This window comes from Methylobacterium sp. AC690, assembly GCF_979256535.1.
This window is the reverse complement of sequence record NZ_CEEDOX010000005.1, coordinates 207,994-231,762: the sequence shown is the minus strand read 5'-3', so window position 1 is coordinate 231,762 and position 23,769 is coordinate 207,994. Positions and strand designations below refer to the sequence as shown.

The window sequence follows — 23,769 nt, the reverse complement described above, 5'->3', positions numbered from 1 at the left end:
TAACGGGATCGAACCGATGACCTCTTCCATGCCATGGAAGCGCTCTCCCAGCTGAGCTAAGGCCCCACTCTCAACACCCGGGTTTCTGGATCCCCCGCGGTGGTCGTCCGCACCGGTGAGGCCTGAGCCGCACCGGCGATGGCGGTGGCATACTGGGATCGGGCCGCCGCCTCAACCCCTATTTCGCGGCCCCGGCGATTTCCTCACCGATCGTGCGGCGTTCGCCGTGCAGGGGCCAAACGCACGAAACCGCGCGACGCGGATGCATCGAGCGGCGGCGGCAATGCGCGGGATCGTCGTCTGAGAGAGAGTTGGTGGAGCCTAACGGGATCGAACCGATGACCTCTTCCATGCCATGGAAGCGCTCTCCCAGCTGAGCTAAGGCCCCACTCTCAACACACCGGACATCTGGAAATCCCGGTGTGGTCTTCGTCGGCGGGCGCGTCGCCCGCCGCCGATAGCGGTCATGTACTGGGGCTTGTCCGCGGCCTCAACCCCCTTTGTGCCCCGCCGGCAAACTTTTTTGCCGGCGGGCGGAGGCGGCGTGCGCGCGTCAGCTTTCCTCGTCGTTCTCGATATCGCCGTCGATCAGGTCGGCCACGTCGTCGTCGCCGGTGTCCTCTTCCTCGAGGAAGGTGTCATCCGTATCGTCGTTGCTGTCGCCGTCGACGTCCTCGGTCGTCGTATCCGCGTCATCCTCGGCGGCTTCGACCTCGTCGAGGGACACGATCTCCGGACCGCCCTTCTCGGCGTCCGTATCCTCGTCGTCATCCGCCGGAACGGCGCTGGCACGGGCCGCGAGGGCCGGGGCGGCGCGGCTCGACGCTGCCGCGACCTGATAGATCGTTCCGCATTTCGGGCAGGTCGGCGGATCGTTGTCGAGGTCGTAGAACTTGGCGCCGCAGCTCATGCATTGACGCTTCAAGCCGAGTTCCGGTCTGGCCACGGGCGAACCTCTAGTACGTGCGATCTTTTGGGAGAGGCGCCCCGTTAGTCGCGTGGGACGCTCCTGTCAAATTCTCTTGCGGATTGCGTAGGTTCTGCGCCCGTATTCGGCCGTCCACGGGCGTTTTCGGGGCCGGACCGTCCGGGATGCACGCCCATCGGATGACGGCAGCGGCGACGCATGTTAACCGGCGCCCTGATCGGCGCGCCTGCCCAGCCCGCAGGCGCCCCTGCGCCCAGCCGAAAAGTCGACGCCCGTGTCCCATGATTCCCCGCCACACCCCCTGACCGCTCATGCGGGCCTGCCCCTCCAGGGCAGCCTGCGGCCTCCGGGGGACAAGTCCATCTCGCACCGCGCGATGATTCTCGGATTGCTCAGCATCGGCGAGACCAATATCGAGGGCCTTCTCGAGGGCGATGACGTCCTGCGCACCGCGGCCGCCGCCAAGGCCCTCGGGGCCGACGTGGAGCGGGTGGGCGAGGGGCGCTGGCGCCTGCGCGGCGTCGGGATCGGCGGTCTCAGCGATCCCGAGGATGTGCTCGATTTCGGCAATGCCGGAACCGGCTCGCGCCTGATGATGGGCGTCGTCGGCGGCCAGCCCGTCACCGCGACCTTCGATGGCGATGCCTCCCTGCGCAAGCGGCCGATGCGCCGCATCCTGGATCCGCTGATGCGGATGGGGACCGAGGTGGTGAGCGAGAAGGCGGGGGGCCGCGTGCCCCTGACCCTGCGCGGCCCCCGCGAGGCGATCCCCATCACCTACGAGACGCCCGTGGCCTCGGCGCAGATCAAGTCGGCGGTGCTGCTGGCCGCCCTGAACGCCCCGGGGACCACGACGGTGATCGAGGCGGCGGCCACCCGCGACCATACCGAGCGGATGCTGCGCCTGTTCGGCGCCGAGGTCACGGTGACGCCGCACGGCCCCGACGGACACGGGCGGACGATCACGCTCACGGGACAGCCCACGCTGCGGGGCACCAAGGTGGTCGTGCCGGCCGATCCCTCGTCGGCGGCCTTCCCCCTGGTCGCGGCGCTGATCGTCCCGGGCTCCGAGGTGACGCTGGAAGGCGTCATGATGAACCCCCTGCGGATCGGTCTCATCACCACCCTGATCGAGATGGGCGCCGAGATCGAGCGCCTGCGCGAGCGGGAGGAGGGCGGTGAGACCGTCGCCGACCTGCGCGTGCGGGCAAGCCGCCTCAAGGGCGTCGACGTCCCCCCGGAACGCGCACCGGCGATGATCGACGAGTACCCGGTGCTCGCCGTCGCGGCCGCCTTCGCGGAGGGCACCACGCGGATGCGCGGCCTGCACGAGCTGCGGGTGAAGGAATCCGACCGTCTCGCGGCGGTGGCGGACGGCCTCAGCGCCAACGGCGTCGCCTACGTCGTCGAGGGCGACGATCTCGTGGTCCACGGCACCGGCGAACCGGCACGGGGCGGCGGCACGGTGGCAACCCATCTCGATCACCGGATCGCCATGGCGTTCCTGGTGATGGGCCTCGCCACCCGGGAGCCGGTCACGGTCGATGACGGCGCGATGATCGCCACGAGCTTCCCGAGCTTCCTGCCGACGATGCAGGACCTCGGCGGCCGGATCGAGGGCTGAGCGCGATGCCGATGGTGATCGCGATCGACGGCCCCGCCGCCTCGGGCAAGGGCACACTCGCCAAGCGCCTGGCCGCCCATTACGGCCTGCCGCACCTCGATACCGGCCTGCTCTACCGGGCGGTCGCCCTGACGGTGATCGATTCGGGGCGCAGCCTCGACGATCATCAGGCCGCGGCGCGGGCCGCCTCCAGCCTGATCGCGGACCGGCTCGCCGATCCGCGCCTGCGCGAGCGCGCCATGGGCGAGGCAGCCTCGCGCATCTCGGCGGTTCCCGCGGTGCGGGCCGCGCTCCTGGCGTGGCAGCAGCGCTTTGCCGGCGACGCCAGCGGCGCGGTGCTGGATGGACGCGATATCGGGACCGTGGTCTGCCCCAACGCCCAGGTGAAGCTCTTCATCACGGCCGCTCCCGAGGAACGCGCCCGGCGCCGGCACCTCGAATTGCTGCGCCGCGGGGAAGCCGCGAGCCTGGGAGCCATTCTCGACGATATCGTCGCGCGCGACGCACGGGATGCGCAGCGTTCCACGGCGCCCCTGAAGGCGGCGACCGATGCCGTCATTCTCGACACCACGGACCTCGATGCCGACGCGGCCTTCGCGGCCGCCCGCGCCATCGTCGATCGTGCCCGCCCGCATTAGGGCGGTCCGGGTCGCGGTTCGCCCCGGCCTCGCCGGTCGAGGACAACCAACGCCTCGCCGGAGCCTGTCCGGCGAGACGTGACGTCGATCAGGCGCGCTGATCGATCGGGGTGTATTCGCGCTTGTCGGGGCCGATGTAGAGCTGACGCGGCCGGCCGATCTTCTGCGACGGGTCCTCGATCATCTCGGCCCACTGGGCGATCCAGCCGGTGGTGCGGGCCAGGGCGAACAGCACCGTGAACATCGACGTCGGGAAGCCCATCGCCTTCAGGGTGATGCCCGAGTAGAAATCGATGTTCGGATACAGCTTCTTCTCGATGAAGTAGTCGTCCTTGAGGGCGATCTGCTCCAGCTGCACCGCGACCTCGAGCAGCGGGTCGTCCTTGATCCCGAGCTGGCCCAGCACCTCGTGGGTGGTCTTCTGCATGATGCGCGCGCGCGGATCGTAGTTCTTGTAGACGCGGTGGCCGAAACCCATCAGGCGGAAGGGATCGTTCTTGTCCTTGGCCTTGGCCACGTACTTGGCCACGTTCTCCGGATGCCCGATCTCCTCGAGCATCTTCAGGGCCGCTTCGTTGGCGCCACCATGGGCGGGTCCCCAGAGGCAGGCGATACCGGCCGCGATGCAGGCGAAGGGATTGGCACCCGAGGAGCCCGCGAGACGCACGGTCGAGGTCGAGGCGTTCTGCTCGTGATCGGCGTGCAGGATGAAGATCCGGTCCAACGCGCGGGCGAAGATCGGATTGACCTTGAACTCCTCGCACGGAACCGCGAAGCACATCCGCAGGAAGTTGGAGGTGTAGTCGAGGTCGTTCTTCGGATACACGAAGGGCTGACCGATCGAATACTTGTAGGCCATCGCCGCCAGGGTGGGCATCTTGGCGATCATCCGCATCGACGCGACCATGCGCTGCTGGTCGTCCGAGATGTCGGTCGAGTCGTGATAGAAGGCCGAGAGGGCACCGACGCAGGCGACCATGATGGCCATCGGGTGCGCGTCGCGGCGAAACCCCTGGAAGAACCGGTTCATCTGATCATGCACCATGGTGTGGCGCGTGATGCGGTAGTCGAAATCCGCCTTCTGGGACGGGGTCGGCAGCTCGCCGAACAGCATCAGGTAGCAGGTTTCGAGGAAGTCGCCGTGCTCGGCGATCTGTTCGATGGGGTAGCCCCGATAGAGGAGAATGCCCGCATCGCCGTCGATGTAGGTGATCTTCGACTCGCAGGAGGCGGTAGAGGTGAAGCCGGGATCGAAGGTGAACTTGCCCGTCTTCGCGTAGAGCTTGCCGATATCGATCACGTCCGGCCCGATGGTGCCGGTCTTGATCGGAAGTTCGACGTGGTTGTCGCCCACGGTGATCGTGCTGGAGGCGCTCATGGAGACCTGGACCCTTTCGTGGCAGCGGGGCGGCGTCGGCCCGCGTGGCGATGCAATCGACCACCCGGGTCCGGGGTGCAAACGCAGCGCATGCTGCACTTGCTCACACGAGCATGGGGGTAGCGGATCGGCGGACCGTCATCAACCGACGGCCCGGCTCACCTCGACGTCGAAGCGAGATCCGGGCCGATTTGTCATTCTTCCCCTCCAAACGCGAAAACGAACCGCCCCATGGGTGCCGTGCGCGTGTCAGTCGATCTGGTCGCGGAGTCGGCCGAGACATTCCTCCCGGCCGAGCACGGCCATCACGTCGAAGACCGGCGGCGAGGTGGCCCGGCCGGTGAGCGCCGCCCGGAGAGGCTGCGCGATCTGGCCGAGCTTCAGGCCATTCGTCTCGGCAAACTGCCGGACCACGCCCTCGGTGGCGGCGGCGGTCCAGTCGGGCAACGCCGCGAGGGCCGGCAAGAGGGCGGCCAGGCGCGTCCGGGCCTCGTCGCCGAGCAAGCCCTTGGCTTTCTCGTCGGGCACCAGGGGTCGGGCCGCGGTGAGATAGTACGCGCTGTCCAGCAGCTCGACGAGGGTCTTGGCCCGCTCCTTCAGGCCCGGCATCGCGGCGGTGAGGGTCTCGCGCAGGGCCGGGCTCATGGGCACCGCGATCCCCCGGGCCGGACCGAGCGCCGGCAACACGTCGTCGATGGCCGCGACGAGGTCTGCATCGGCCGCGCCGCGGATGTAGAGGCCGTTGAGGTTCTCCAGCTTGGCGAAGTCGAAGCGCGCCGGCGATCGCCCGATGGCCTTCAGGTCGAAGGCGGCGATCATCTCCTCGGTGGAGAACACCTCCTGGTCCCCGTGGCTCCAGCCCAGGCGTACGAGGTAGTTGCGCAGGGCGCTCGGCAGGTAGCCGAGGTCGCGGTAGGCGTCGACGCCGAGGGCGCCATGGCGCTTCGACAGCTTGGCGCCGTCCGCACCGTGGATCAGCGGGATATGCGCCATGGCGGGCGCCTCCCAGCCGAGGGCATCGTAGATCTGGCGCTGGCGCGCCGCGTTGGTGAGGTGGTCGTCGCCGCGGATGACCTGGGTGACGCCCATGTCGTGGTCGTCCACCACGACGGCGAGCATGTAGGTCGGGTTGCCGTCCGAGCGCAGCAGGACGAGGTCGTCGAGATCCTTGTTCTGCCAGACGACCCGTCCCTGGACGCCGTCCTCCACCACGGTCTCGCCGCTGGTCGGCGCGCGCAGGCGAATCACGGGCTTCACGCCGGCGGGCGCCTCGGACGGGTCGCGGTCGCGCCAGCGGCCGTCGTAGCGCAGGGGACGGCCCTCCGCCCGTGCGGCCTCGCGCATCGCCGTCAGTTCCTCCGGCGTCGCGTAGCAGCGATAGGCGTTCCCGGAGGCCAGCAGGCCCTCGGCGGCTTCGCGGTGACGGGCGGCCCGGGCGTATTGGTAGATGACATCGCCGTCCCAATCGAGCCCGAGCCAGCGCATACCGTCTAGGATCGCGTCGATGGCGCCCTGCGTCGAGCGCTCACGATCGGTGTCCTCGATGCGCAGCAGCATGCGGCCGCCGAAACGGCGGGCATAGAGCCAGTTGAACAGGGCCGTGCGAGCCCCGCCGATGTGGAGGTAGCCCGTTGGCGAGGGCGCGAAACGCGTGACGACGGCTGACGACATCAATCTGGACTTGAATGGCTCGTGATACGGGCGAGAAGCGGATCGACCGGCCCGGAACCGCGCGTGTAGCATGCGCGCGGGCACGCGTTAAGAAATCGTCCTGTTCCTAAGATCGCAGGGCGCCTCGCCCGCTTTCGGTCCGGGACGCACGCCCGGAGGTTTTCGCGATGGCGCAGGCGCGTGCGGCGGCGGCGATGGGGCGTATCACGCGCCACCTCGCGGCGCGTCGACCCGGCGCCGGGCTGATCCTGGACTGGTTCCGCGCGGGCTGGCGCCGGGAGATCGAGCAGCGTCGGCTGTTCCCCTGGCTCGCCGTCGCCTTCGGAGGCGGCATCCTCATGTACTTTCTCGGGACACAGGGGACACCGTCGCTCCTGGCGCCCCTCGCAGCCGCAGCGCTGCTCGCCGCGACGACGCCGTTCCTCGTCGCGCGCCCGTTCGGTCTGGCCCTGGTGCTCGCCGCGATGGCCGCGCTCCTCGGCTTCGCCGCCGCCGCGGCGCGGGTCCGCTGGGTCGACGGGCCGATCCTCGCCCGCACCACGATCGGTCCGCTGGTGGGCACCATCGAGGGCTTGGACGAGCGGGAGCAGGGGGCACGCCTGATCATCCGCGTCGAGAGTTTCGGCACCCTCGGCGCCCAGGTCCGCCCGGTCCGGGTGCGCGTGTCCTATCGCAAGGCGAACACCCTGAAGCCGGGCGACCGCATCGCCGCGACCGCACGCCTGCTTCCGCCGCCGGAGGCCGCCCGCCCCGGAGGCTACGACTTCGCCCGGGATGCCTTCTTCCGTGAGATCGGCGCGGTGGGCTCCCTCGTCGGCAAGGTCGCGTTGCGGCCGTCAGCCGAGCCGGCGGACTGGCAGGTTCGCCTCGCTGCGGCCGTGGATGCGGCCCGAAACGCCCTGACGCGACGTATCACCGACGCCAACGGAGGCCAGGCCGGGGCGGTGGCCGCGGCCCTGGTGACGGGCAAGCGCGGCCTGATCAGCCCGGAGACCAACGACATCCTCCGCGCCGCCGGCATCTACCACGTCGTGTCGATCTCGGGCCTCCACATGGTCCTGGCGGCCGGCGTGGTGTTCTGGCTGGTGCGGGCACTCCTGGCCGTCGTTCCGTTCGCGGCTTTGCACTGGCCGATCAAGAAGATCGCCGCCGCCGTCGCCATGGTGGGCGTCACGGCCTACTGCGTCTTCTCCGGCTGGGACATCGCGGCCGAGCGTTCGCTGATCATGACCCTCGTGATGCTCGGCGCGATCCTGGTCGACCGCCCGGCGCTCAGCATGCGCAACCTGGCCATTGCCGCCCTGATCGCCCTGGCCCGCGAGCCGGACGGCCTCCTCGGCCCGAGCTTCCAGATGTCGTTCGGGGCGGTCGCCGGCCTGATCGCCTGCGCGCCGCTGATCGCGGGACGCGCGCTGCAGCGCGATGGGGCCGGCCCGCTCCCCCGGATCTTCGCCCTGGTGACCACCGCGGTCATCGGCACCCTGGCGACGACCCTCGTGGCCCAGATCGCCGCCGCGCCCTTCGCCACCTATCACTTTCAGACGGTGCAGCCCTTCGGGCTAGTGGGCAATGCGCTCACCCTGCCGCTGGTCTCCCTGGCGGTGATGCCGTCGGCGGTTCTCGGGATCCTGGCCTATCCGTTCGCACTGGATCAGCCGGTCTGGTGGGCGATGGGCCTCGCGGTGCGGGGGATGCTCGCCATCTCCACCTGGATTGCGGGCTTCGGACACGCCGTCGTGGTGGTCCCGGCCTTCGGCACGGGCGCCCTCGGCCTTCTGGCGGTGGCCCTGATCGTCCTGACGCTTCCGGCCTCTTCGCTGCGCTGGCTCGGCCTCATCCCGGCAGCGATCGGCCTCGCCTGTGCCGCCGCCCCGGACCGCTACGACATCTACATCGATCGTGAGGGGGCAGGCGCAGCCGTCCGCGAGCGCAACGGGCGCCTCGCCACCCTTGGACGGCCGCCCCCCTTCGTGCTGGCGCAATGGCTCAAGGCCGATGGCGACGACCGAAGGGTGCAGGACATCACGGGGTATCAGGGCTCACGCTGCGATGGCCTGGGTTGTACCCTGACCACACCGGACGGCCGCGTGCTCGCGTTGATCACCGACAAGCGCGCCCTCGGGGAGGACTGCGCCCGGGCCACGATCTTGATCACCCGGCAATCCGCACCCGCAGGCTGTGCCGCGCCGATCGTCGTCGACCGGGATTTCCTGGGATCGCACGGCGCAACCGCCATCCGCCTCACCCGCGATGGGCCGACCCTCGTCACCGCGAAGCATCCCGGCGACGTCGTGCCATGGCGTGCAACCCCGCCACCGCCGCCGTCGGAACAGACGGGACCACACCCGCAACCGTCGCCACCGTCGGCGACGGCTCTACCGGAGATCCCCGAGCGCACCGACGATCCGTTGGATCCTGCCGGTGACCAACCGAACAGAGAAATCCCTCAGTAGCGGCGCACGAGGCTGACGAGCCGTCCCTGGATCTGCACCCGATCCGGGCCGAGGACCCGCGTCTCATAGGCCGGGTTCGCCGCTTCCAGGGCGATGGACGAGCCGCGCCGGCGCAGGCGCTTCAGCGTGGCTTCCTCGTCGTCGATGAGCGCCACGATGATGTCGCCCGTATTGGCCGTATCCTGCTTGCGGATCACGACCAGGTCGCCGTCGAGGATGCCGGCATCGACCATCGAATCACCGCGCACCTCCAGGGCGTAATGCTCGCCACCGGCCAGGAAATCGGGTGACATCGTCACCGAATGGCTCTGTTCCTGGATGGCCGAGATGGGCGTACCCGCCGCGATTCGACCCATCACCGGGATGGTCACCGCCCGACCGCTCTCGTCGGTGGCTTGCGTGGTCGGCAGGCGGGACACCGATGCGCCGGCCGGCAGGCCCTTGCCTTTCCCGCCTTCGACCACGCTCGGCGTGAAGCGTCGAACCTCGGGGGCCGGTGCGGTGCGCGGGGCACCCGCGTTCCCGCCCAGGCTCTCCGGCATCCGGATCACCTCGATCGCCCGCGCCCGGTTGGGCAGCCGGCGCAGAAAGCCGCGCTCCTCAAGGGCCGTGATCAGGCGGTGAATGCCCGACTTCGACTTCAGGTCGAGAGCGTCCTTCATCTCGTCGAACGACGGGGGAACGCCGCTCTCGCGCATCCGGAGCTGGATGAACTGGAGCAGGTCCAGCTGCTTACGCGTCAACATGCGGGGCACTCTTCGTTAGGGCCACGGATCGCGGCGGGCGGCACCAGAAACAAACCACGAACACGTTAAACGTTCCGTAAGTGTTCTGCAAGGGTTCCTGTCTAGAGGCACCTTGCCCAACCCAATGGCGCGATGGGGATTGTGGAACGCGGTGCTGAGTTCGACAGCAACGCCTCGGGTCAGTCGATTGCCCGCGTCTCCGCACATGCCTTCTTCGGCTAGCGCTGCCCGGTGCCTCCTGTCTTGGGCCGATCGCCGGGCCCGTGGCCGCCCGTCTCAGTCGGGTCGCGGGGATCGTGCCAGAAGGTATCGAACAGGCGCTGCATCGCGCGGGCGTTCTCCTGTTGTACCTCCAGGCCCGCCTGAAACATCTGCTGCATCATGTCGAAGGGCGCTTCCGCGGAGGACGTGTCCAGCGCGGCCGGTTCGGGCCGGGGCGAGGCCGCGAGCCGCGCCGGACGCGGCCGGGCCTGAGGCGCGGGCGCCGCGGGCTCCGGGGCACTGCCGCCGGATTTCAGGAACGCCTGCATCATCTCCGACCAGGCATTGGGCGGGAAGCCGAAAGGGTTCGCCTCGGCGCGCGGCGCCGGCGCTGCGGCGGGCGCCTGGTTGATCATGACGTGGACGATCCCCGCCACCACCATGCCCGCCATGATCGGCAGCATCTGCTTCAGGGCCGGCATCGCGACGCCGCTGACGGTGGCGGCCTGTTGCAGAACCGCCTGGCTCAGGTGGGGCGAGCCGAAGAGTTGCTGGACCAGCATGTCCATCTGGGGCGTGGCGCTCGACGCCTTCGACGCGGCAGGCCCAACGAGGTTGAAGAGGTGCGCGAAGCCGGTCGGATCCTGGGCGACGTTCCGCTGCAGCCCCATCGTCAGGGCCGGGAGCAGGGCTTGCATCGCGCGCAGGCTCTGCTCCGGCGACAAGCCGAACTGCCGTCCGAAACCCTGCGCGCTGGCGCCCCCCTGCGCCTGAAGGAGATCGAACACATTAAACATGGCGGCCTCGCGGACGGACAACGGCTTTCCCGGTCATCGACCCGGGCGCGCCCCGCGAAGTCTGTCGCATCCGGTCAGCACTGACCAGCCCGGGCGCCTCACCACGGCCTGATTCCCCGCCGACGGGAACCTGCATCAACCTGTTTCTCACCCCGGACCTGCGATGCGCTTCCCTTCGCCCCTGATCGAGGCGCGCCTGGTGCGGCGCTACAAGCGCTTTCTCGCCGATCTGCAGCTTGCCGATGGATCCCTGATCACGGCCCATTGTCCCAATCCGGGGGCGATGCTGGGACTTGCCGTGCCGGGCGCGCGCGCCCTGCTGTCCGACGTCCGCAGCCCGACGCGCAAGCTGCCCTTCTCATGGGAATTGGTGGACGCGGACCTGCCCGGCGGCCGGCAATGGGTCGGGATCAACACGATGCGGCCGAACGCCCTGGTGGCGGAGGCCTTCGCCGCCGGCGGCCTGCCGTCCCTCGCCGGCTACACGAACCTGCGCCCCGAAGTCCGCTACGCCCAGGCCAGCCGCGTCGATTTCCTCGCCACGGGGGAGGGGGTGCCCCCCTGCCATGTCGAGGTGAAGAACTGCCACCTGATGCGCCGGCCCGGCCTCGCGGAATTCCCGGATTGCGTCGCCGCCCGCAGCGCCCGTCACATGATGGACCTCGCGGCCGTCGTCGAGGCCGGGGGACGGGCCATGGTCATCATCGTGGTGCAGATGTGGGCGGATCGCTTCGACGCCGCCCGGGACCTCGATCCCGCCTTCGACCGGGCGCTTCAGACGGCTCGGGCCGCCGGCGTCGTGGTGCACGCCCATCGCTGCCGCATCGACCCTGCCGGGATCACCGTGGCGGATGCCATTCCGGTGCTCTAGGGCGCGCCTCCCGGGAGGACCGATCGGACCCCTCAGTCGGCCCGCTCGAAGATCAGGTTGAGGCGGGTCCGGGCGATCCGGTGATAGCCGTGCTGCTCGAGCAAGGCGGGCAGGTCGATCTGCCACTGGTCGGTGCCGTTCTCGACGATCAGCAGTCGCGGGTGGAGGCTTGCGGGCGCGGCGCGCAGGAAGGGTTCGAGGATCAGGTCCTCCGCGCCCTCGACATCGAGCTTCATCGCGTCGATGCGGGTGATGCCCTCTCCGCGAGCGAGATCGAGCAGGGGCACGGCGGGCACGCGGATCTGCGCGCCCTCGTTCGTCCCGACGATCTTCAAGCTGGATTCGCCTCGGTTGCGCGGGTCGACGAACAGGGTGAGCTCGCCGGCCTTGTCGGCGACCGCGCAGGCCACCGCCTTGACCGTCCCGAACGGGTTCTGACCGATGTTGTAGGTCAGGCGGTCGAACACGTCCGGCTGCGGCTCGACGGCGAGGATGCGGGCGCGCGGCCCCGCGAAGGCCGCCACGAACAGCGCGTAGGCGCCGATATTCGCGCCGATATCCAGGAAGGTGCAGCCGGGCTGCAGCTTCGCCCGGAGGAGTTCGCGCTCCTCCGGATCGAAGAACTGCGGCGTGAAGAGCACCTTCTTCTCGCAGTTGTTGTTGTAGGGGTAGAGCCGCATGCGGGCGCCGTAGCGCTCGACGTCGAGGGGCGCACCGCGCAGCAGCCCGATCGCCACCCGGCGCAGGAACAGGGCGACGCGTCGGCCTGCCCAGCTCGCGTACGAGATCCGGCCCGTCTGCCGAGCGATCCGCGCGACGAGGCCAGTGGGAGCGTAGGTGCCGTAGGGCTGCGTGTCTTTCATCGTGCGTGCTGATGCCAGCGCGCGGGCGCGGCGGCAAGCGACGGTCTCGCGGGCGGACGGAAAGGCAGGCGGGATCCCGAGCCGATCCGCGCGGCAGACGCCTCGGGACCATCGCCGTGGATCGCAGATGCGATCGATCCGTCATGGCACCTGGGAAGCTGGCGCAAATCTTCGCCGTCGCGTTTGGTGCTCAGACCTGTTCCATTGTGGCAACACCGCGACCGAAACCCAGTCCGCGCGGCCTAGTTTGCCCGAAAAATAGGCGTCTGCACAAAGGATAGCTTTGCCGTAACAGGGAACCTTTGAGAACGTCGCCCTAACGCAGATTCTCTCGCAGAGTTCCCATCGCCATGCACCGCTCGCTCCTCGCCCTTTCGGCCGTCCTGATGTCATCGGTCTGCGCCTTTGCGGCCGACTTGCCGGCGAAGGTGCTCGCGGTGCCCGCCCCGCCCGCGCCGTGCAAGGCCGAGATCACCTTCCCGGCCTATGGCGGCGTCATCAAGCAGAACCCGAACCCATCCTGCCTGACGCTCGGCGCCTTCGGCGACATCTATGTCGGCGGTGCGGTGACGGGCTACTTCTACACCCAGCCCAACCAGTACACGTTCTCCCCCGCTCCGCTGCCGAGTGACCGGGCCGGACGCGTGGACGTCTCGAACCTGATGGGCTTCATCCAGAAGGCCGACGGTCCGTTCCAGTTCTACGCCGCCTTCGGCGCCTACTCGATCCCCGGCCTCGGCCTGCCGATCTACGGTACGTTCGACCAGACGGATCTGCTGTATTCCCCCGCGCCGATCGTGTTCGGCAAGTACGTGATCAACGACAACTGGTCGATCCAGGGCGGCCGGATGCCGACCCTCATCGGCTCCGAACTGCCCTTCACCTTCCAGAACCTGAACATCTCGCGCGGCCTTCTCTTCGGCCAGGAGAACGTGATCAACCAGGGCGTGCAGGTGAACTACTCGGATGGTCCGTGGGCCGCCTCGTTCGCCGCGACCGATGGCTTCTATTCCGGCGAGATCAACTGGGTCACGGGTGCGATCACCTACAAGATCGACGCCGCCAACACGGTGGGCATCAACGGCGGCACGCACTTCTCCAGCTACACCAACTTCGACTTCGCAGACCCGTTCGGTCGTCGCGGCCTCCGCTTCCAGTACGCCACGCCGGTCTCGCTCCAGAACAGCAGCATCATCAGCGCCAACTACACCTACGCGGACGGTCCGTGGATCGTGACGCCGTACGTCCAGTACACCAACGTGGAGCAGAACGCCGTCCTCGGTCTCGCCGGGGCCGAAACCATCGGCGGCGCCCTCCTCGCCAGCTACGCCTTCACGGACAACTTCGCTCTCGCGGGGCGCGTCGAGTACATCAGCCAGAGCGGCAATCGCAACAATCCGTTCGGCCAGACCTCGGTGCTTTACGGCGCCGGCAGCTCGGCCTTCTCCTTCACGGTGACCCCGACCTTCACCTTCGATCGCTACTTCGTCCGCGGCGAGTTCTCGACCGTGCAGCTCTACGACGTCACGCCCGGCCTCGGCTTCGGCCGCAGCGGCCTGAAGACTTCGCAGGAGCGCTACATGCTGGAGACCGGCATCACCTTCTGATCCGATCGAAACGATCCGGTTCGACGAAACGCGGCGGCAGGGCACCCTGCCGCCGCTTTCATTTGCGGCCTGCCGTCATCGGGGGGCTTCCGTCCGCGCGCGCAGCGGTTCAAGGAGGCGGAACCATGCCCCGACCGATAAGGCCCGAGACCATGCAGCGCTTCGATTCCGACGGTGTTTCCCTCGCCTATATCGACGTCCCGGCCGTGGGCGGGTCGGGCGACCCGGTTCTGCTGATCCACGGCTTCGCCTCGAATCATGCGGTGAACTGGGTCAACACGCTCTGGGTCCGGACACTGACCCAGGCCGGCTACCGCACGATCGCGCTCGACAACCGGGGACATGGCGAGAGCCAGAAGCTCTATGACCCGGAGCTCTATGGCGCGGATCTGATGGCCCAGGATGCGCGGCGCCTGCTCGACCATCTCGAAATCCGCAAGGCCGACATCATGGGCTACTCGATGGGCGCGCGCATCGCCGCCTTCCTCGCCCTCGATGCGCCGGAGCGCGTCCGCTCGCTGCTGCTCGGCGGCCTCGGCCTGCACCTCGTGGAGGGCAAGGGCCTGCCGGACGGGATCGCCGAGGCCCTGGAAGCGGAGCCCGGCGCACCGGCCCCGAACCCGACGGCCGCCGCGTTCCGGACCTTTGCCGAGCAGACGAGGAGCGACCTGCGGGCCTTGGCCGCCTGTATGCGCGGTTCGCGCCAGGCCCTGTCGCGCGCCGAGGTCGCCGAGATCAGAGCACCGACCCTGGTGACGACCGGCACCCTCGACACCGTCTCGGGCTCGGGTCCGGCGCTGGCGACCCTGTTCCCGAACGGCACGGCCCTCGAGCTGCAGAACCGCGACCACAGCACGGCGGTGGGCGACCGCACGCATCGGACCGGTGTCCTCGACTTCCTGGCCAGGCGCCCCTGAGGGCGCAACCCTGCGCCTCAGCTCTTCAGGCGGTAGCCGGTCCGGAAGATCCAGGTCACGCCGGCGAGACACAGGACCAGGAACACCAACGCCATGGTGAGGCTGATTCCGACGCCGACATCCGAGGTGCCGAAGAAGGCCCAGCGAAAGCCGCTGATCAGGTAGACCACCGGGTTGGCGAGGCTCACCGCACGCCAGAACGGCGGCAGCATCTCGATGGCGTAGAAGCTGCCGCCGAGGAAGGTCAGCGGCGTCACGATGAGAAGGGGCACGAGCTGCAGCTTCTCGAAACCGTCGGCCCAAAGGCCGATCAGGAAGCCGAACAGGCTGAAGGTGACCGCCGTCAGCAGCAGGAACAGCACCATCACGAAGGGATGCTCGATCCGCAGGGGCACGAACAGGGCCGCGGTGGCCAGGATGATCAGACCGATGAGGATCGACTTCGAAGCGGCCGCGCCGACATAGCCGAGCACGATCTCGAGGGGTGAGACCGGAGCGGACAGAATCTCGTAGATCGTGCCGGCGAAGCGCGGAAAGTAGATGCCGAACGAGGCATTGGCGATGCTCTGCGTCAGGAGGGAGAGCATCATCAGCCCGGGCACGATGAAGGCGCCGTAGGCGACCCCTTCCACCGAGGCGACCCGGGAGCCGATGGCCGCCCCGAAGACCACGAAGTAGAGGGAGGTGGCGATGACCGGCGCCACGATGCTCTGGAGCGCCGTGCGCCAAAAGCGTGCCATCTCGAAGCCGTAGATGGCGCGGACCGCGTACCAGTTCATGCGCGTTCCTTCACGAGGTCGACGAAGATTTCCTCCAGCGAGGACTGGCTGGTCTGGAGGTCGCGGAAGCGGATGCCGGCAGCGGCGAGGTCGGCCAGCAGCGCCGTGATCCCGGTGCGCTCGCCCTTGGTGTCGTAGGTGTAGACCAGATCCTGTCCGCCGGGCTTGAGGTTGAGATCGTGCCGTGCCAGCGCCGGGGGCAGGGCGGCGAGCGGCTCCTGCAGGTTCAGCGTCATCTGCTTCTTCCCGAGCTTGCGCATCAGCTCGGCCTTTTCCTCGACCAGGATGATCTCACCCTTGCGGATGACACCGATGCGATCGGCCATCTCCTCCGCCTCGTCGATGTAGTGCGTGGTCAGGATGATGGTGACGCCCGTGTCGCGCAGCGAGCGCACGAGGCGCCACATGTCGCGGCGCAGTTCCACGTCGACGCCGGCGGTGGGCTCGTCGAGGAAGAGGATGCGGGGCTCATGGCTCAGGGCCTTGGCGATGAGCACCCGCCGCTTCATCCCGCCCGACAGGGTCATGATCCGCGCGTCACGCTTCTCCCACAGGGAGAGGTCGCGCAGCACACGCTCGATATGTGCCGGATCCGGCTTGAGGCCGTAGAGACCACGGCTGAAGCTCGTCGTCGCCCACACCGTCTCGAAGGCGTCGGTGGTGAGCTCCTGCGGCACGAGGCCGATCATGCGACGGGCCTGGCGGTAGTTCTGGGCAATGTCGTGCCCGCCCGCGAGGATGCGGCCGGCGCTTGCCGTGACGATGCCGCACACGATGCTGATCAGCGTCGTCTTGCCGGCCCCGTTCGGACCGAGAAGCGCGAAGATCTCGCCCTCGGCGATGTCGAGGTTGATGCCGTCGAGGGCCTTGAGGCCCGACGCATAGACCTTGGACAGGTTCTGGATCGAGATGATCGGCTGCATCGAAACTCCGCTGCGGCATGGCGCCGGCGCGATCGGGGCGGCCTTCTAGCACGCCACCGGCGCGAGACGGCTCCGAAAACGAAAAAGCCGCCTTGCGGCGGCTCTCCCTGGTGTCGCAGTGCGAGGGATCAGGCCTGCAGGCGGGTCCGAACCTCGCCGAGGCTCTGGCGCACGAGACCTTCGGCCGTCTCGCCCTGCATGCGCTCGCGCAGGATGACCTCGGAGACCTTCACCGCCGCGTCGGCGGCAGCGGCCCGAACCTGGGCTGTCGCCTGGACCTCGGCCTGCGCGATCTTGGTCTCCGCCGACTTGGTGCGGCGGGCGATGAAATCGTTCAGGCGGGCATGCCCCTCGTCGGCGATGCGCTGGGCCTCGTCGCGGGCGGAGGCCACGATGGCCTCGGCCTCGCGCTCGGCCTCGACGCGGCGCTTCTTGTAATCGGCGAGGACGCCGGCGGCCTCCTCACGGAGCCGACGGGCCTCGTCGAGCTCGTGGCGGACGCGCTTGGCGCGACCATCGAGTCCCTTGGTGATCTGGTCGAAGCCACCGACCTTCCAGACCACGGCCATGAACAGGACGAAGGCGACTGCGACCCAGAATTCGGCTTCCAACAACATGCTCGTCGTCCCAACTCGATGGTGTCCGGCGATCCCGGCGGGGTCTTCGCCCCTCGGGTCCTACCGGTCAGGTGTGGTTTGGCGTCCGCCTCAGTGCGGGAAGGAGACGCTGTCGAGGGCCTTGGAAAGGGCGGCCTCGTCGGGGCTACGGCCCGTTAGGCGCTCGACGATGGCCGAAGCCGTCTCGCCGGCGATGCCGCGGACGTTGCCCATGGCCTCGACGGTGCGGGTGCGAAGGGTCGCCTCGGACGCGGCGATGCGGGCGTTCAGCTCGGCCTCGAGCGCCTTGCGCTTGGTCTCGGCCTCCTGCGTGAGGGCCGTGCGGGTCTCGAGGGCGATGGCCTGCGCCTTGGCCTGCGCATCGCTCAGCGACTTCTCGTAGGCGGCTCCGGCGGCATCCGCCTCGGCCTTGAGGCGCTGTGCCTCGTCGAGATCGCCGGACAGGCGCACGGCGCGGTCGTGCAGGATGGCCTGGATGCGCGGCAGCGCGATCTTGTCCATCAGGTAGTAGAGCAGCCCGAAGGCGAGGGCGAGCCAGATGAGCTGGGACGCGAAGGTGTGGCTCTCGAAGGGCGGGAAGCCGCCGCCGTGCTCGGCGGCCGGCGTCGCGGCGAAGCCTTCATGCGTTGCGGTCGAATGGGCCGGCTGAGCCATGACGTCCTTCGCGTAAATTCAAGGAATGGGGACCGGACGCGCGTGCCATCCCGTCGGGAGGCGGCGTCCGGTCCGGTATCGGTTCGAGATCCGAGACGACGAGCGTGTCTTAGACGGCGAACAGGAGCAGCAGCGCGACGAGCAGCGAGAAGATGCCGAGCGCTTCCGTGAGGGCGAAGCCGAGGAGCAGGTTGCCGCGCTGGCCGTCGGCGGCCGACGGGTTGCGGAGCGCGCCGGCGTAGAACTGGCCGAAGAGGTTGCCGAGGCCGATGGCGGCGCCCGCCATACCGAGACAGGCGAGGCCGGCACCGATGTACTTGGCAGCTAAGGGATCCATCAAATTGCTCCTGGTGTCCGTGTCGTCGTTGCGTGGAGAGAAATCCGGCCGCGATCGCGAACCGGGGACGGAAGGGGGTGTCCCGGCCGTCGGCCGGGATGACCCGGCTCAGTGGCCGGGATGCAGGGCGTCGCTGAGATAGATCGAGGCGAGCGTCGCGAAGACGTAGGCCTGCAGACCGGCGACGAGGAACTCGAGGGCCGTGACGGCGACGCTGAGGGCCAGGGGCAGCGGCGAGATCGCGCCCCAAGCTCCGGCGGCGAGCAGCGCCGGGACGAAGCCTGCGAAGATCTTGAGCGCGATGTGACCGGCCAGCACGTTGGCGAAGAGACGAACCGCGAGGCTGATCGGACGCGAGATGAAGGACACGATCTCGATGGCGACGATCATCGGCATGAGCCAGCCGGGGACGCCCGACGGAACGAACACCTTCAGGAACTTCGTGCCGTGGGCCATGAAGCCGTACACGATGACGGTGCCGATCACGAGGAAGGCCAGCGCGAAGGTGACGATGATGTGGCTGGTCACCGCGAAGGCGTAGGGGATCATCCCGAGCATGTTCAGCACGAGGACGAACATGAAGAGCGAGAAGATCAGCGGCATGAAGCGCTCGGAACCGTGGCCGGCGGACTGGCGCAGCGTCGAGCCGATGAACTCGTAGAAGATCTCGGCCATGGACTGCATGCGGCCCGGCACCACCGAGCGGCGGGCGGTGGCCACGACGGTGATCAGCGCGATGATCCCGACGGCGGCGAACATGTAGAGCGCGGACTGGGTGAACGCGATCTCCTGGTTGCCGATATGACCGAAAGAGACCAGCGGCTTGAGCTCGAACTGGTGGATCGGATCCATCTTTACGGCCATTGCCGCTCCCGCCCTTCTGACTCTCGGCCGGCCAGAAGGCCCGCCACCACCGGTGCCGCGCGAGCGGCATGATTCGAATTCGGTTCGCCGCGTACGCGGCGCTTCCCAGAGGACCGCTAGCGGTCCTCTTCCTTCGTCGGCGCCTTGGGAAGAGACCCCGAGACACGCATGACGTTGTAGACGCCGGTGACGAACCCCAACATCAGCAGGACGATCAGGCCCCAGGGTTTCGTCCCGAGGTAATGATCGAACATCCAACCCAGGATACCCCCGGCGAGGACGCCCGCGATGAACTCGGTCGAGAGCCGCATCGCTTGGCCGAGAGGAGAAGGCCCGGCCGCAGGACCGGGACGCGTCGAATGACCGGGAGGGGCACTGGGCCGCTTCCGCTCAATCTGCGTCTCAAGACGTTTGAGCCTCTGAGAGAGGTCCGCGTCCAGTGCTTTCTTCCGCCCGTCCCCGCCTTCGTCCGCAGTTTCGTTGCCGCTCACGGCGAGAACTCACATTGGCGAGAGCGGAGGGAACCGGCGGAACGCCTCCTTCAAGCGGGGCGCACCATAGTTTCGCCTACCTTGGGTGTCAAGGCGCCCCCGACCTCACGTAAGATCTTGTCACGTCACAGGAAATCGGTGTTTTGCCGACGTGCCCCCAGGTGTTCTCACACCGGGCCTGCGGTGGCGGGAGAGGGCGTCGTCACGGTGACCCGGCTTCGGGTGCCTCAGGCGCCCAGGAGGGGCTTGATCACCTTCTCCATGCCCTCGATGGTCATCTCGCCCTTGAAGCGCTCACCGTTGATGAAGAACGTCGGGGTCGAATCGACCTTGAAGGTGTCCATGCCCTTCTGCTTCACGGCGTTGACGGCGCTGTAGAGCTTCTGGTCCTTCAGGCAGGCCTCGAACTTCTCCTTGGAGAAGCCGGCCTGGCGCAGCATCTGCTCCATGGCATCCACCGGCGATTGCGGCTTCTGGACGTAGGCCCAGGCCTGCTGCTGGTCGAAGAGCAGGTCGGTGATGGGGTAGTACTTCGCATCGCCGTCGCAGCGCGCCAGCATGAAGGCGGCCGTGGCCAGCGGATCGAGGGGGAACTCGCGCAGGGTGAAGCGCACCTTGTTGGTGTCGATGTAGCGCTCCTTCAGGGCCGGCCAGGTGAACTTGTGAAAGGCGGCGCAGTGGGAACAGGTCATCGAGGCGTACTCGATGATGGTGACCTTGGCGTCCTTCGGACCGAGCCAGACGTCGCCGAGCGGCCCGGGCTCCATCAGGGTCGAGAGGTTCGCATCCTGCGCCAGGGCCGGAAGGCTGAACCGGGGCAGGAGAACCGCGGCGCCGACGGCAAGGCCGGTGGCTTTCAGGGCATCGCGTCGGGTGATCATGATCGGGAGGGCTCCGGTCGCGGACCAAATCTTCTCGTGAGCGATGCGGTAGAATCCTGCAGCCGTCCTGACAAGGCGGCGCAGCGCGCCCTAGCGCTTGTGTGTTGTCGCGACGATCGCCGTTCCGAGGCGGTCGAGGGCGTCGCGCAGGGCGTCGTGCTCGATCGCCTGGACCGCAAGCGCCACTTCGCCGCGGCGGACGGGGTCCACCACCGGCGGCGCGGGGCGGCGCCCGATCCGGTCGACCCGTCCCTGGCGCATCACGATCTTGCCGACGCAGGCCCAGCCGTAATGCGCGTTGATGCGCTGGATCACCACCGGCGCGAGGTGCTGCAGCTCGAGGGCGAACACGCCCTCCACCCGGACCACGAGGGTGCCGGGATCGGGGCGCCCCTCCTCCTCGCGCCGACGCCGGCGCGGCCATTCGAGCTTCGAGGGCTGGCAGTAGCGCGCGAGCCGCTCCCCGACGATCTCGGGCCAGGCGGCCAGAATGTCGGTGGAGGCGAACCCTTGCGCCGCGAAGGCGGGGCCGATGCAGCCCTCCAGCAGCTCGGCGAGGGGTTTGACACGCGCCATGCGCAAGGTTTCCGTGCGTCCGACCAGGACGAGATCGAGGCTCCGATATCGCCCGCATTGGTTAGCATGCCGTTCCGTCCGGCCGAAGCCGCGTGCCGGGGTCGCGCCCGAGGACAGGCCCGGACAGGTCGGCCTTGGACGCATCGGGTCGGCGGTCTATGGACGGGCATCCCATCACGCACCGGTGCCCGTGCCCCACACCACAGTTCCCGCCCCCGAGGCCGCGGACCTCCTGACCTGGTACGACCGGCATCGCCGCGTCCTGCCCTGGCGCGCCCTGCCGGGCGAGACGCCAGACCCTTACCGGGTCTGGCTCTCGGAGGTGATGCTGCAGCAGACCACGATCGCCGCGGTCAAACCCTATTTCGCGAAGTTCCTGGCCCGCTTCCCCACCGTCGACGACCTTGCGGCGGCGCCCGAGGAGGCGGTGATGTCGACCTGGGCCGGACTCGGCTACTACTCCCGGGCCCGCAACCTGCACGCCTGCGCCAAGGCGGTGGCGGCGGCCGGACAGTTTCCCGACACCGCCGCGGCCCTTCGCAAGCTGCCGGGCATCGGCGCCTACACGGCGGGGGCCGTCGCGGCGATCGCGTTCGACCGACAGGAAGCGGCCGTCGACGGCAATGTCGAGCGGGTGATGACGCGGCTCTTCGCCATCGAGACCCTCCTGCCGGCAGCCCGCCCCGAGATCCGGGTGGTGACCCAGTCCCTCGTGCCCGCGGACCGGCCCGGCGATTTCGCCCAGGCGGTAATGGATCTCGGCGCCACGCTGTGCACGCCCAAGCGCCCGGCCTGCGCGCTCTGCCCCTGGATGGCGCCCTGCCGCGCCCGGGCCCTCGGTCTCCAGGAGACGTTTCCGAGGAAGGTGAAGGCCGTGAAGGGCACGTTGCGCCGCGGCGCGGCCTTCGTGGCGATCCGCAGCGGCGATGAGGCGATTCTGCTGCGCACCCGCCCACCCGAGGGCTTGCTGGGATCCATGGCCGAACCGCCGATGAGTCCCTGGGAGCCCGACTACGATCCCGCCCAGGCGCTCCTCGACGCACCGCTCGACGCGCGCTGGAAGCGGCTGCCGGGCCTCGTCCGGCACGGTTTCACGCATTTTCCCCTGGAGCTGACGGTGTTCGTCGCCAAGGTGGCGCTCAGCACGGCGCCGCCGCCGGGCCTGCGCTTCACGCCGCGCCGGGACCTCGACGGGGAACCGCTGCCGGGCGTGATGAAGAAGGTCCTGGCCCACGCGTTCGACCCGAAGCCCGAGGCCGCGGAACCGGTCGCGGAGAAGACTGCGAAGCGCGGCAGGCCGAAAGCGATGCGGAGCGTCGCGGACACGCCCTTGTTTGCCGAGCCCGAGCCGGACGCGCCTGCTCCGTCCCCGCGCTTCCGCCCGGTGCCCAAGCCCACCCCGCGCCCGCCACCGGCTCGGATTCCCGACGAAGCCCTCGACGCGTTCGAGGGTCCGGCCGAGGTGGCGCCTCCGGCCGTCCCCCGCAGGCGGGGACGGCCGCGGTCACGTTGACCGAAGGCCCCTAGGCGGCGGAGCCCATGGCGGCGCGCATCTTGGCCCGGAAGACGTCGATGAGCACCGGCTTGCCGTTCCGGGTGGCGTGCCAGAAATCCCAGCCGTTGCAGGCGGGAAAGCCCTGCACGAGGGCTCCGATCTTGTGGATCGAGCCCGTGGCGGGTCCGGCCATCAGGGTGCCGTCGGGGCGCACGATCGCGCTGTGCCGGCCACGGGCGTCGGTCAGGGTTTCGCCGGCGCGGATATGGCCGGCCTCGATGACGCTGAGGAAGGCGACGCGGGGCTCGGCGCGCTTGCTCGGGGCGACCAGCAGGGCGGCCTGCGACAGGGGTTCGACGGCGTCGATCCGGGTGCGGGCCGCCTCGGCATACACCGTCTCGCGTTCGATCCCGATGAAGTGCCGTCCGAGGCGCTTGGCGACCGCACCGGTGGTGCCGGTCCCGAAGAACGGATCGAGCACGACGTCGCCGGGATTCGTCGCCGACAGGAGTGTGCGCGCGAGCAGCGCCTCCGGCTTCTGCGTCGGATGGACCTTCTGCCCGTCGGTGCCCTTCAGGCGCTCGTCGCCGGTGCAGAGGGGGATGAACCAGTCGGACCGCATCTGGACGTCGTCATTGCCGCCCTTCAGCGCCTCGTAGTGGAAGGTGTAGCCCTTCGACTCCGCGGAGCGTGAGGCCCAGATCAGGGTCTCGTGCGCATTGGTGAAGCGCTTGCCGCGGAAGTTCGGCATCGGGTTGGCCTTGCGCCAGACGATGTCGTTGAGGATCCAGAACCCGAGGTCCTGCAGCGTGGCGCCGACCCGGAAGATGTTGTGGTAGGAGCCGATGACCCACAGGGTGGCATTCGGCTTCATCACCCGGCGCGCGGCGGCGAGCCATTCGCGGGTGAAGGCGTCGTAGGCGGCGAAGGTCGAGAACTTGTCCCAGTCGTCGTCGACCGCGTCGACCCGGCTCTGGTCGGGACGCAGGAGCGAGCCTTCCCCGAGCTGGAGGTTGTAGGGCGGATCGGCGAAGACGCAGTCGACGCTGGACGCCGGAAGGGCGTTCATCGCAGCGATGCAGTCTCCGACGAGAATCTCGTCGAGAGGGAGACGATCCTCGAGAGGAAAACGCTTGGCGGCGGGTACGAGACCCATCCGCGGCGCCGACACGGGCCGCCCGGTACGCGAGACACTTTTCCGGGCGACGGTGTCGGCAACCGCGGTACGCAGGGAAGCCATGGCAAACACCGGTTACGCGACTGACCGGCAGACCTTGGCCCCGTTAACGTAAAGGGCGGGTTGCCAGGATGAAGACAAGGCGTCTCGATTTGGGGCTGCAGTTTTTGCCGGGCGGATCATCCGAAAAGCGCCCAGGCTATTGCGCGTGCATCGCCACCGGAACCCGCAAGTCCTGCAAGTTGCCGAACGCGAACCTCACCTGAATTCGAGGATGCCCC

General features: G+C 68.6%; 23 protein-coding genes and 1 tRNA gene. 7 read left to right on the top strand and 17 right to left on the bottom strand.

The window, feature by feature from the left end:
- Window positions 1–312 precede the first annotated feature (312 nt).
- Window positions 313–388, bottom strand: a tRNA-Ala gene (locus AC0IY1_RS08190).
- A 165-nt stretch (window positions 389–553) separates the two neighbouring features.
- Window positions 554–946, bottom strand: a complete 393-nt coding sequence (locus AC0IY1_RS08185; RefSeq protein WP_082512985.1) for a TIGR02300 family protein — start codon at window positions 944–946, stop codon at window positions 554–556.
- A 256-nt stretch (window positions 947–1,202) separates the two neighbouring features.
- On the opposite strand from AC0IY1_RS08185, the gene aroA reads away from it, so the two are divergent.
- Entirely contained in the window at window positions 1,203–2,552 is a 1,350-nt protein-coding gene (aroA, locus tag AC0IY1_RS08180; protein ID WP_471768812.1) for a 3-phosphoshikimate 1-carboxyvinyltransferase, read from the top strand.
- Window positions 2,553–2,557: 5 nt separating this feature from the next.
- Window positions 2,558–3,190, top strand: a complete 633-nt coding sequence (gene cmk / locus AC0IY1_RS08175; RefSeq protein WP_103710571.1) for a (d)CMP kinase — start codon at window positions 2,558–2,560, stop codon at window positions 3,188–3,190.
- Window positions 3,191–3,278: 88 nt separating this feature from the next.
- Here the strand turns inward: cmk and gltA are convergent, their stop codons facing one another.
- Entirely contained in the window at window positions 3,279–4,568 is a 1,290-nt protein-coding gene (gene gltA, locus AC0IY1_RS08170; RefSeq protein ID WP_055951254.1) for a citrate synthase, read from the bottom strand.
- Window positions 4,569–4,817: 249 nt separating this feature from the next.
- On the bottom strand, window positions 4,818–6,239 hold the full coding sequence (gene gltX / locus AC0IY1_RS08165; protein ID WP_471768811.1) for a glutamate--tRNA ligase: 1,422 nt from the start codon (window positions 6,237–6,239) through the stop codon (window positions 4,818–4,820).
- 167 nt (window positions 6,240–6,406) lie between these two features.
- Between gltX and AC0IY1_RS08160 the strand changes: the two genes are divergently transcribed.
- On the top strand, window positions 6,407–8,692 hold the full coding sequence (locus AC0IY1_RS08160) for a ComEC/Rec2 family competence protein (RefSeq protein WP_471768810.1): 2,286 nt from the start codon (window positions 6,407–6,409) through the stop codon (window positions 8,690–8,692).
- Here the strand turns inward: AC0IY1_RS08160 and lexA are convergent.
- Window positions 8,686–9,438 (bottom strand): transcriptional repressor LexA, encoded by a 753-nt coding sequence (gene lexA / locus AC0IY1_RS08155; RefSeq protein ID WP_055951248.1) that lies wholly within the window; start codon window positions 9,436–9,438, stop codon window positions 8,686–8,688. The two genes, AC0IY1_RS08160 and lexA, sit on opposite strands and share 7 nt — an antisense overlap.
- 218 nt (window positions 9,439–9,656) lie before the next feature.
- A complete protein-coding gene (locus AC0IY1_RS08150; RefSeq protein WP_471768809.1) occupies window positions 9,657–10,436 on the bottom strand; it encodes a DUF937 domain-containing protein in 780 nt (259 codons plus the stop codon).
- Window positions 10,437–10,599: 163 nt separating this feature from the next.
- On the opposite strand from AC0IY1_RS08150, the gene sfsA reads away from it, so the two are divergent.
- A complete protein-coding gene (gene sfsA, locus AC0IY1_RS08145) occupies window positions 10,600–11,307 on the top strand; it encodes a DNA/RNA nuclease SfsA (protein WP_471768808.1) in 708 nt (235 codons plus the stop codon).
- 32 nt (window positions 11,308–11,339) lie between these two features.
- On the opposite strand, the gene AC0IY1_RS08140 is transcribed toward sfsA, so the two are convergent.
- The gene (locus AC0IY1_RS08140) at window positions 11,340–12,170 is read right to left on the bottom strand and encodes an FkbM family methyltransferase (RefSeq protein ID WP_103710565.1); all 831 of its coding nucleotides are present in this window, start codon (window positions 12,168–12,170) and stop codon (window positions 11,340–11,342) included.
- A gap of 344 nt (window positions 12,171–12,514) precedes the next feature.
- Between AC0IY1_RS08140 and AC0IY1_RS08135 the strand changes: the two genes are divergently transcribed.
- Window positions 12,515–13,777 carry an outer membrane beta-barrel protein gene (locus tag AC0IY1_RS08135; protein ID WP_471768868.1) on the top strand — a complete coding sequence of 421 codons (1,263 nt, stop codon included), beginning with the start codon at window positions 12,515–12,517 and terminating at the stop codon, window positions 13,775–13,777.
- Window positions 13,778–13,929: 152 nt separating this feature from the next.
- Window positions 13,930–14,694, top strand: a complete 765-nt coding sequence (locus AC0IY1_RS08130) for an alpha/beta fold hydrolase (protein ID WP_471768866.1) — start codon at window positions 13,930–13,932, stop codon at window positions 14,692–14,694.
- 17 nt (window positions 14,695–14,711) lie between these two features.
- On the opposite strand, the gene AC0IY1_RS08125 is transcribed toward AC0IY1_RS08130, so the two are convergent.
- The 9 genes from AC0IY1_RS08125 to AC0IY1_RS08085 form a co-directional block, all read right to left on the bottom strand.
- Window positions 14,712–15,473, bottom strand: coding sequence for an ABC transporter permease (locus AC0IY1_RS08125; RefSeq protein ID WP_471768807.1), 762 nt, complete (start codon window positions 15,471–15,473; stop codon window positions 14,712–14,714).
- On the bottom strand, window positions 15,470–16,396 hold the full coding sequence (locus AC0IY1_RS08120; RefSeq protein WP_055951226.1) for an ABC transporter ATP-binding protein: 927 nt from the start codon (window positions 16,394–16,396) through the stop codon (window positions 15,470–15,472). Before AC0IY1_RS08120 ends, AC0IY1_RS08125 begins: the two co-directional genes overlap by 4 nt.
- Before the next feature lie 128 nt (window positions 16,397–16,524).
- Complete coding sequence (locus AC0IY1_RS08115; protein ID WP_181017374.1) at window positions 16,525–17,010, bottom strand: F0F1 ATP synthase subunit B family protein; 486 nt, start codon at window positions 17,008–17,010, stop codon at window positions 16,525–16,527.
- 93 nt (window positions 17,011–17,103) lie between these two features.
- Window positions 17,104–17,667, bottom strand: coding sequence for a F0F1 ATP synthase subunit B family protein (locus AC0IY1_RS08110; protein ID WP_103710562.1), 564 nt, complete (start codon window positions 17,665–17,667; stop codon window positions 17,104–17,106).
- A 109-nt stretch (window positions 17,668–17,776) separates the two neighbouring features.
- Complete coding sequence (locus tag AC0IY1_RS08105; protein ID WP_018044493.1) at window positions 17,777–18,004, bottom strand: F0F1 ATP synthase subunit C; 228 nt, start codon at window positions 18,002–18,004, stop codon at window positions 17,777–17,779.
- A 108-nt stretch (window positions 18,005–18,112) separates the two neighbouring features.
- Window positions 18,113–18,868: a F0F1 ATP synthase subunit A gene (locus AC0IY1_RS08100; protein ID WP_055951218.1), complete on the bottom strand. Its 756-nt coding sequence runs from the start codon at window positions 18,866–18,868 to the stop codon at window positions 18,113–18,115.
- 116 nt (window positions 18,869–18,984) lie between these two features.
- Complete coding sequence (locus AC0IY1_RS08095; RefSeq protein ID WP_055951215.1) at window positions 18,985–19,359, bottom strand: AtpZ/AtpI family protein; 375 nt, start codon at window positions 19,357–19,359, stop codon at window positions 18,985–18,987.
- A gap of 227 nt (window positions 19,360–19,586) precedes the next feature.
- Window positions 19,587–20,240 carry a thioredoxin domain-containing protein gene (locus AC0IY1_RS08090; RefSeq protein WP_055951211.1) on the bottom strand — a complete coding sequence of 218 codons (654 nt, stop codon included), beginning with the start codon at window positions 20,238–20,240 and terminating at the stop codon, window positions 19,587–19,589.
- A 90-nt stretch (window positions 20,241–20,330) separates the two neighbouring features.
- Entirely contained in the window at window positions 20,331–20,816 is a 486-nt protein-coding gene (locus AC0IY1_RS08085; RefSeq protein ID WP_055951208.1) for a DUF721 domain-containing protein, read from the bottom strand.
- Window positions 20,817–21,006: 190 nt separating this feature from the next.
- On the opposite strand from AC0IY1_RS08085, the gene mutY reads away from it, so the two are divergent.
- Complete coding sequence (gene mutY, locus AC0IY1_RS08080; protein WP_471768806.1) at window positions 21,007–22,329, top strand: A/G-specific adenine glycosylase; 1,323 nt, start codon at window positions 21,007–21,009, stop codon at window positions 22,327–22,329.
- A gap of 10 nt (window positions 22,330–22,339) precedes the next feature.
- Here the strand turns inward: mutY and AC0IY1_RS08075 are convergent, their stop codons facing one another.
- Window positions 22,340–23,551 (bottom strand): site-specific DNA-methyltransferase, encoded by a 1,212-nt coding sequence (locus AC0IY1_RS08075; RefSeq protein ID WP_280137538.1) that lies wholly within the window; start codon window positions 23,549–23,551, stop codon window positions 22,340–22,342.
- Window positions 23,552–23,769 lie beyond the last annotated feature (218 nt).

Coding starts and splice junctions, on each gene's coding strand:
- cmk (WP_103710571.1), top strand. CDS start 2,558: ATGCCGATGGTGATCGCGATCGACGGCCCCGCCGCCTCGGGCAAGGGC.
- gltA (WP_055951254.1), bottom strand. CDS start 4,568: ATGAGCGCCTCCAGCACGATCACCGTGGGCGACAACCACGTCGAACTT.
- gltX (WP_471768811.1), bottom strand. CDS start 6,239: ATGTCGTCAGCCGTCGTCACGCGTTTCGCGCCCTCGCCAACGGGCTAC.
- AC0IY1_RS08160 (WP_471768810.1), top strand. CDS start 6,407: ATGGCGCAGGCGCGTGCGGCGGCGGCGATGGGGCGTATCACGCGCCAC.
- lexA (WP_055951248.1), bottom strand. CDS start 9,438: ATGTTGACGCGTAAGCAGCTGGACCTGCTCCAGTTCATCCAGCTCCGG.
- AC0IY1_RS08150 (WP_471768809.1), bottom strand. CDS start 10,436: ATGTTTAATGTGTTCGATCTCCTTCAGGCGCAGGGGGGCGCCAGCGCG.
- sfsA (WP_471768808.1), top strand. CDS start 10,600: ATGCGCTTCCCTTCGCCCCTGATCGAGGCGCGCCTGGTGCGGCGCTAC.
- AC0IY1_RS08140 (WP_103710565.1), bottom strand. CDS start 12,170: ATGAAAGACACGCAGCCCTACGGCACCTACGCTCCCACTGGCCTCGTC.
- AC0IY1_RS08130 (WP_471768866.1), top strand. CDS start 13,930: ATGCAGCGCTTCGATTCCGACGGTGTTTCCCTCGCCTATATCGACGTC.
- AC0IY1_RS08125 (WP_471768807.1), bottom strand. CDS start 15,473: ATGAACTGGTACGCGGTCCGCGCCATCTACGGCTTCGAGATGGCACGC.
- AC0IY1_RS08120 (WP_055951226.1), bottom strand. CDS start 16,396: ATGCAGCCGATCATCTCGATCCAGAACCTGTCCAAGGTCTATGCGTCG.
- AC0IY1_RS08110 (WP_103710562.1), bottom strand. CDS start 17,667: ATGGCTCAGCCGGCCCATTCGACCGCAACGCATGAAGGCTTCGCCGCG.
- AC0IY1_RS08105 (WP_018044493.1), bottom strand. CDS start 18,004: ATGGATCCCTTAGCTGCCAAGTACATCGGTGCCGGCCTCGCCTGTCTC.
- AC0IY1_RS08100 (WP_055951218.1), bottom strand. CDS start 18,868: ATGGCCGTAAAGATGGATCCGATCCACCAGTTCGAGCTCAAGCCGCTG.
- AC0IY1_RS08090 (WP_055951211.1), bottom strand. CDS start 20,240: ATGATCACCCGACGCGATGCCCTGAAAGCCACCGGCCTTGCCGTCGGC.
- AC0IY1_RS08085 (WP_055951208.1), bottom strand. CDS start 20,816: ATGGCGCGTGTCAAACCCCTCGCCGAGCTGCTGGAGGGCTGCATCGGC.
- AC0IY1_RS08075 (WP_280137538.1), bottom strand. CDS start 23,551: ATGGCTTCCCTGCGTACCGCGGTTGCCGACACCGTCGCCCGGAAAAGT.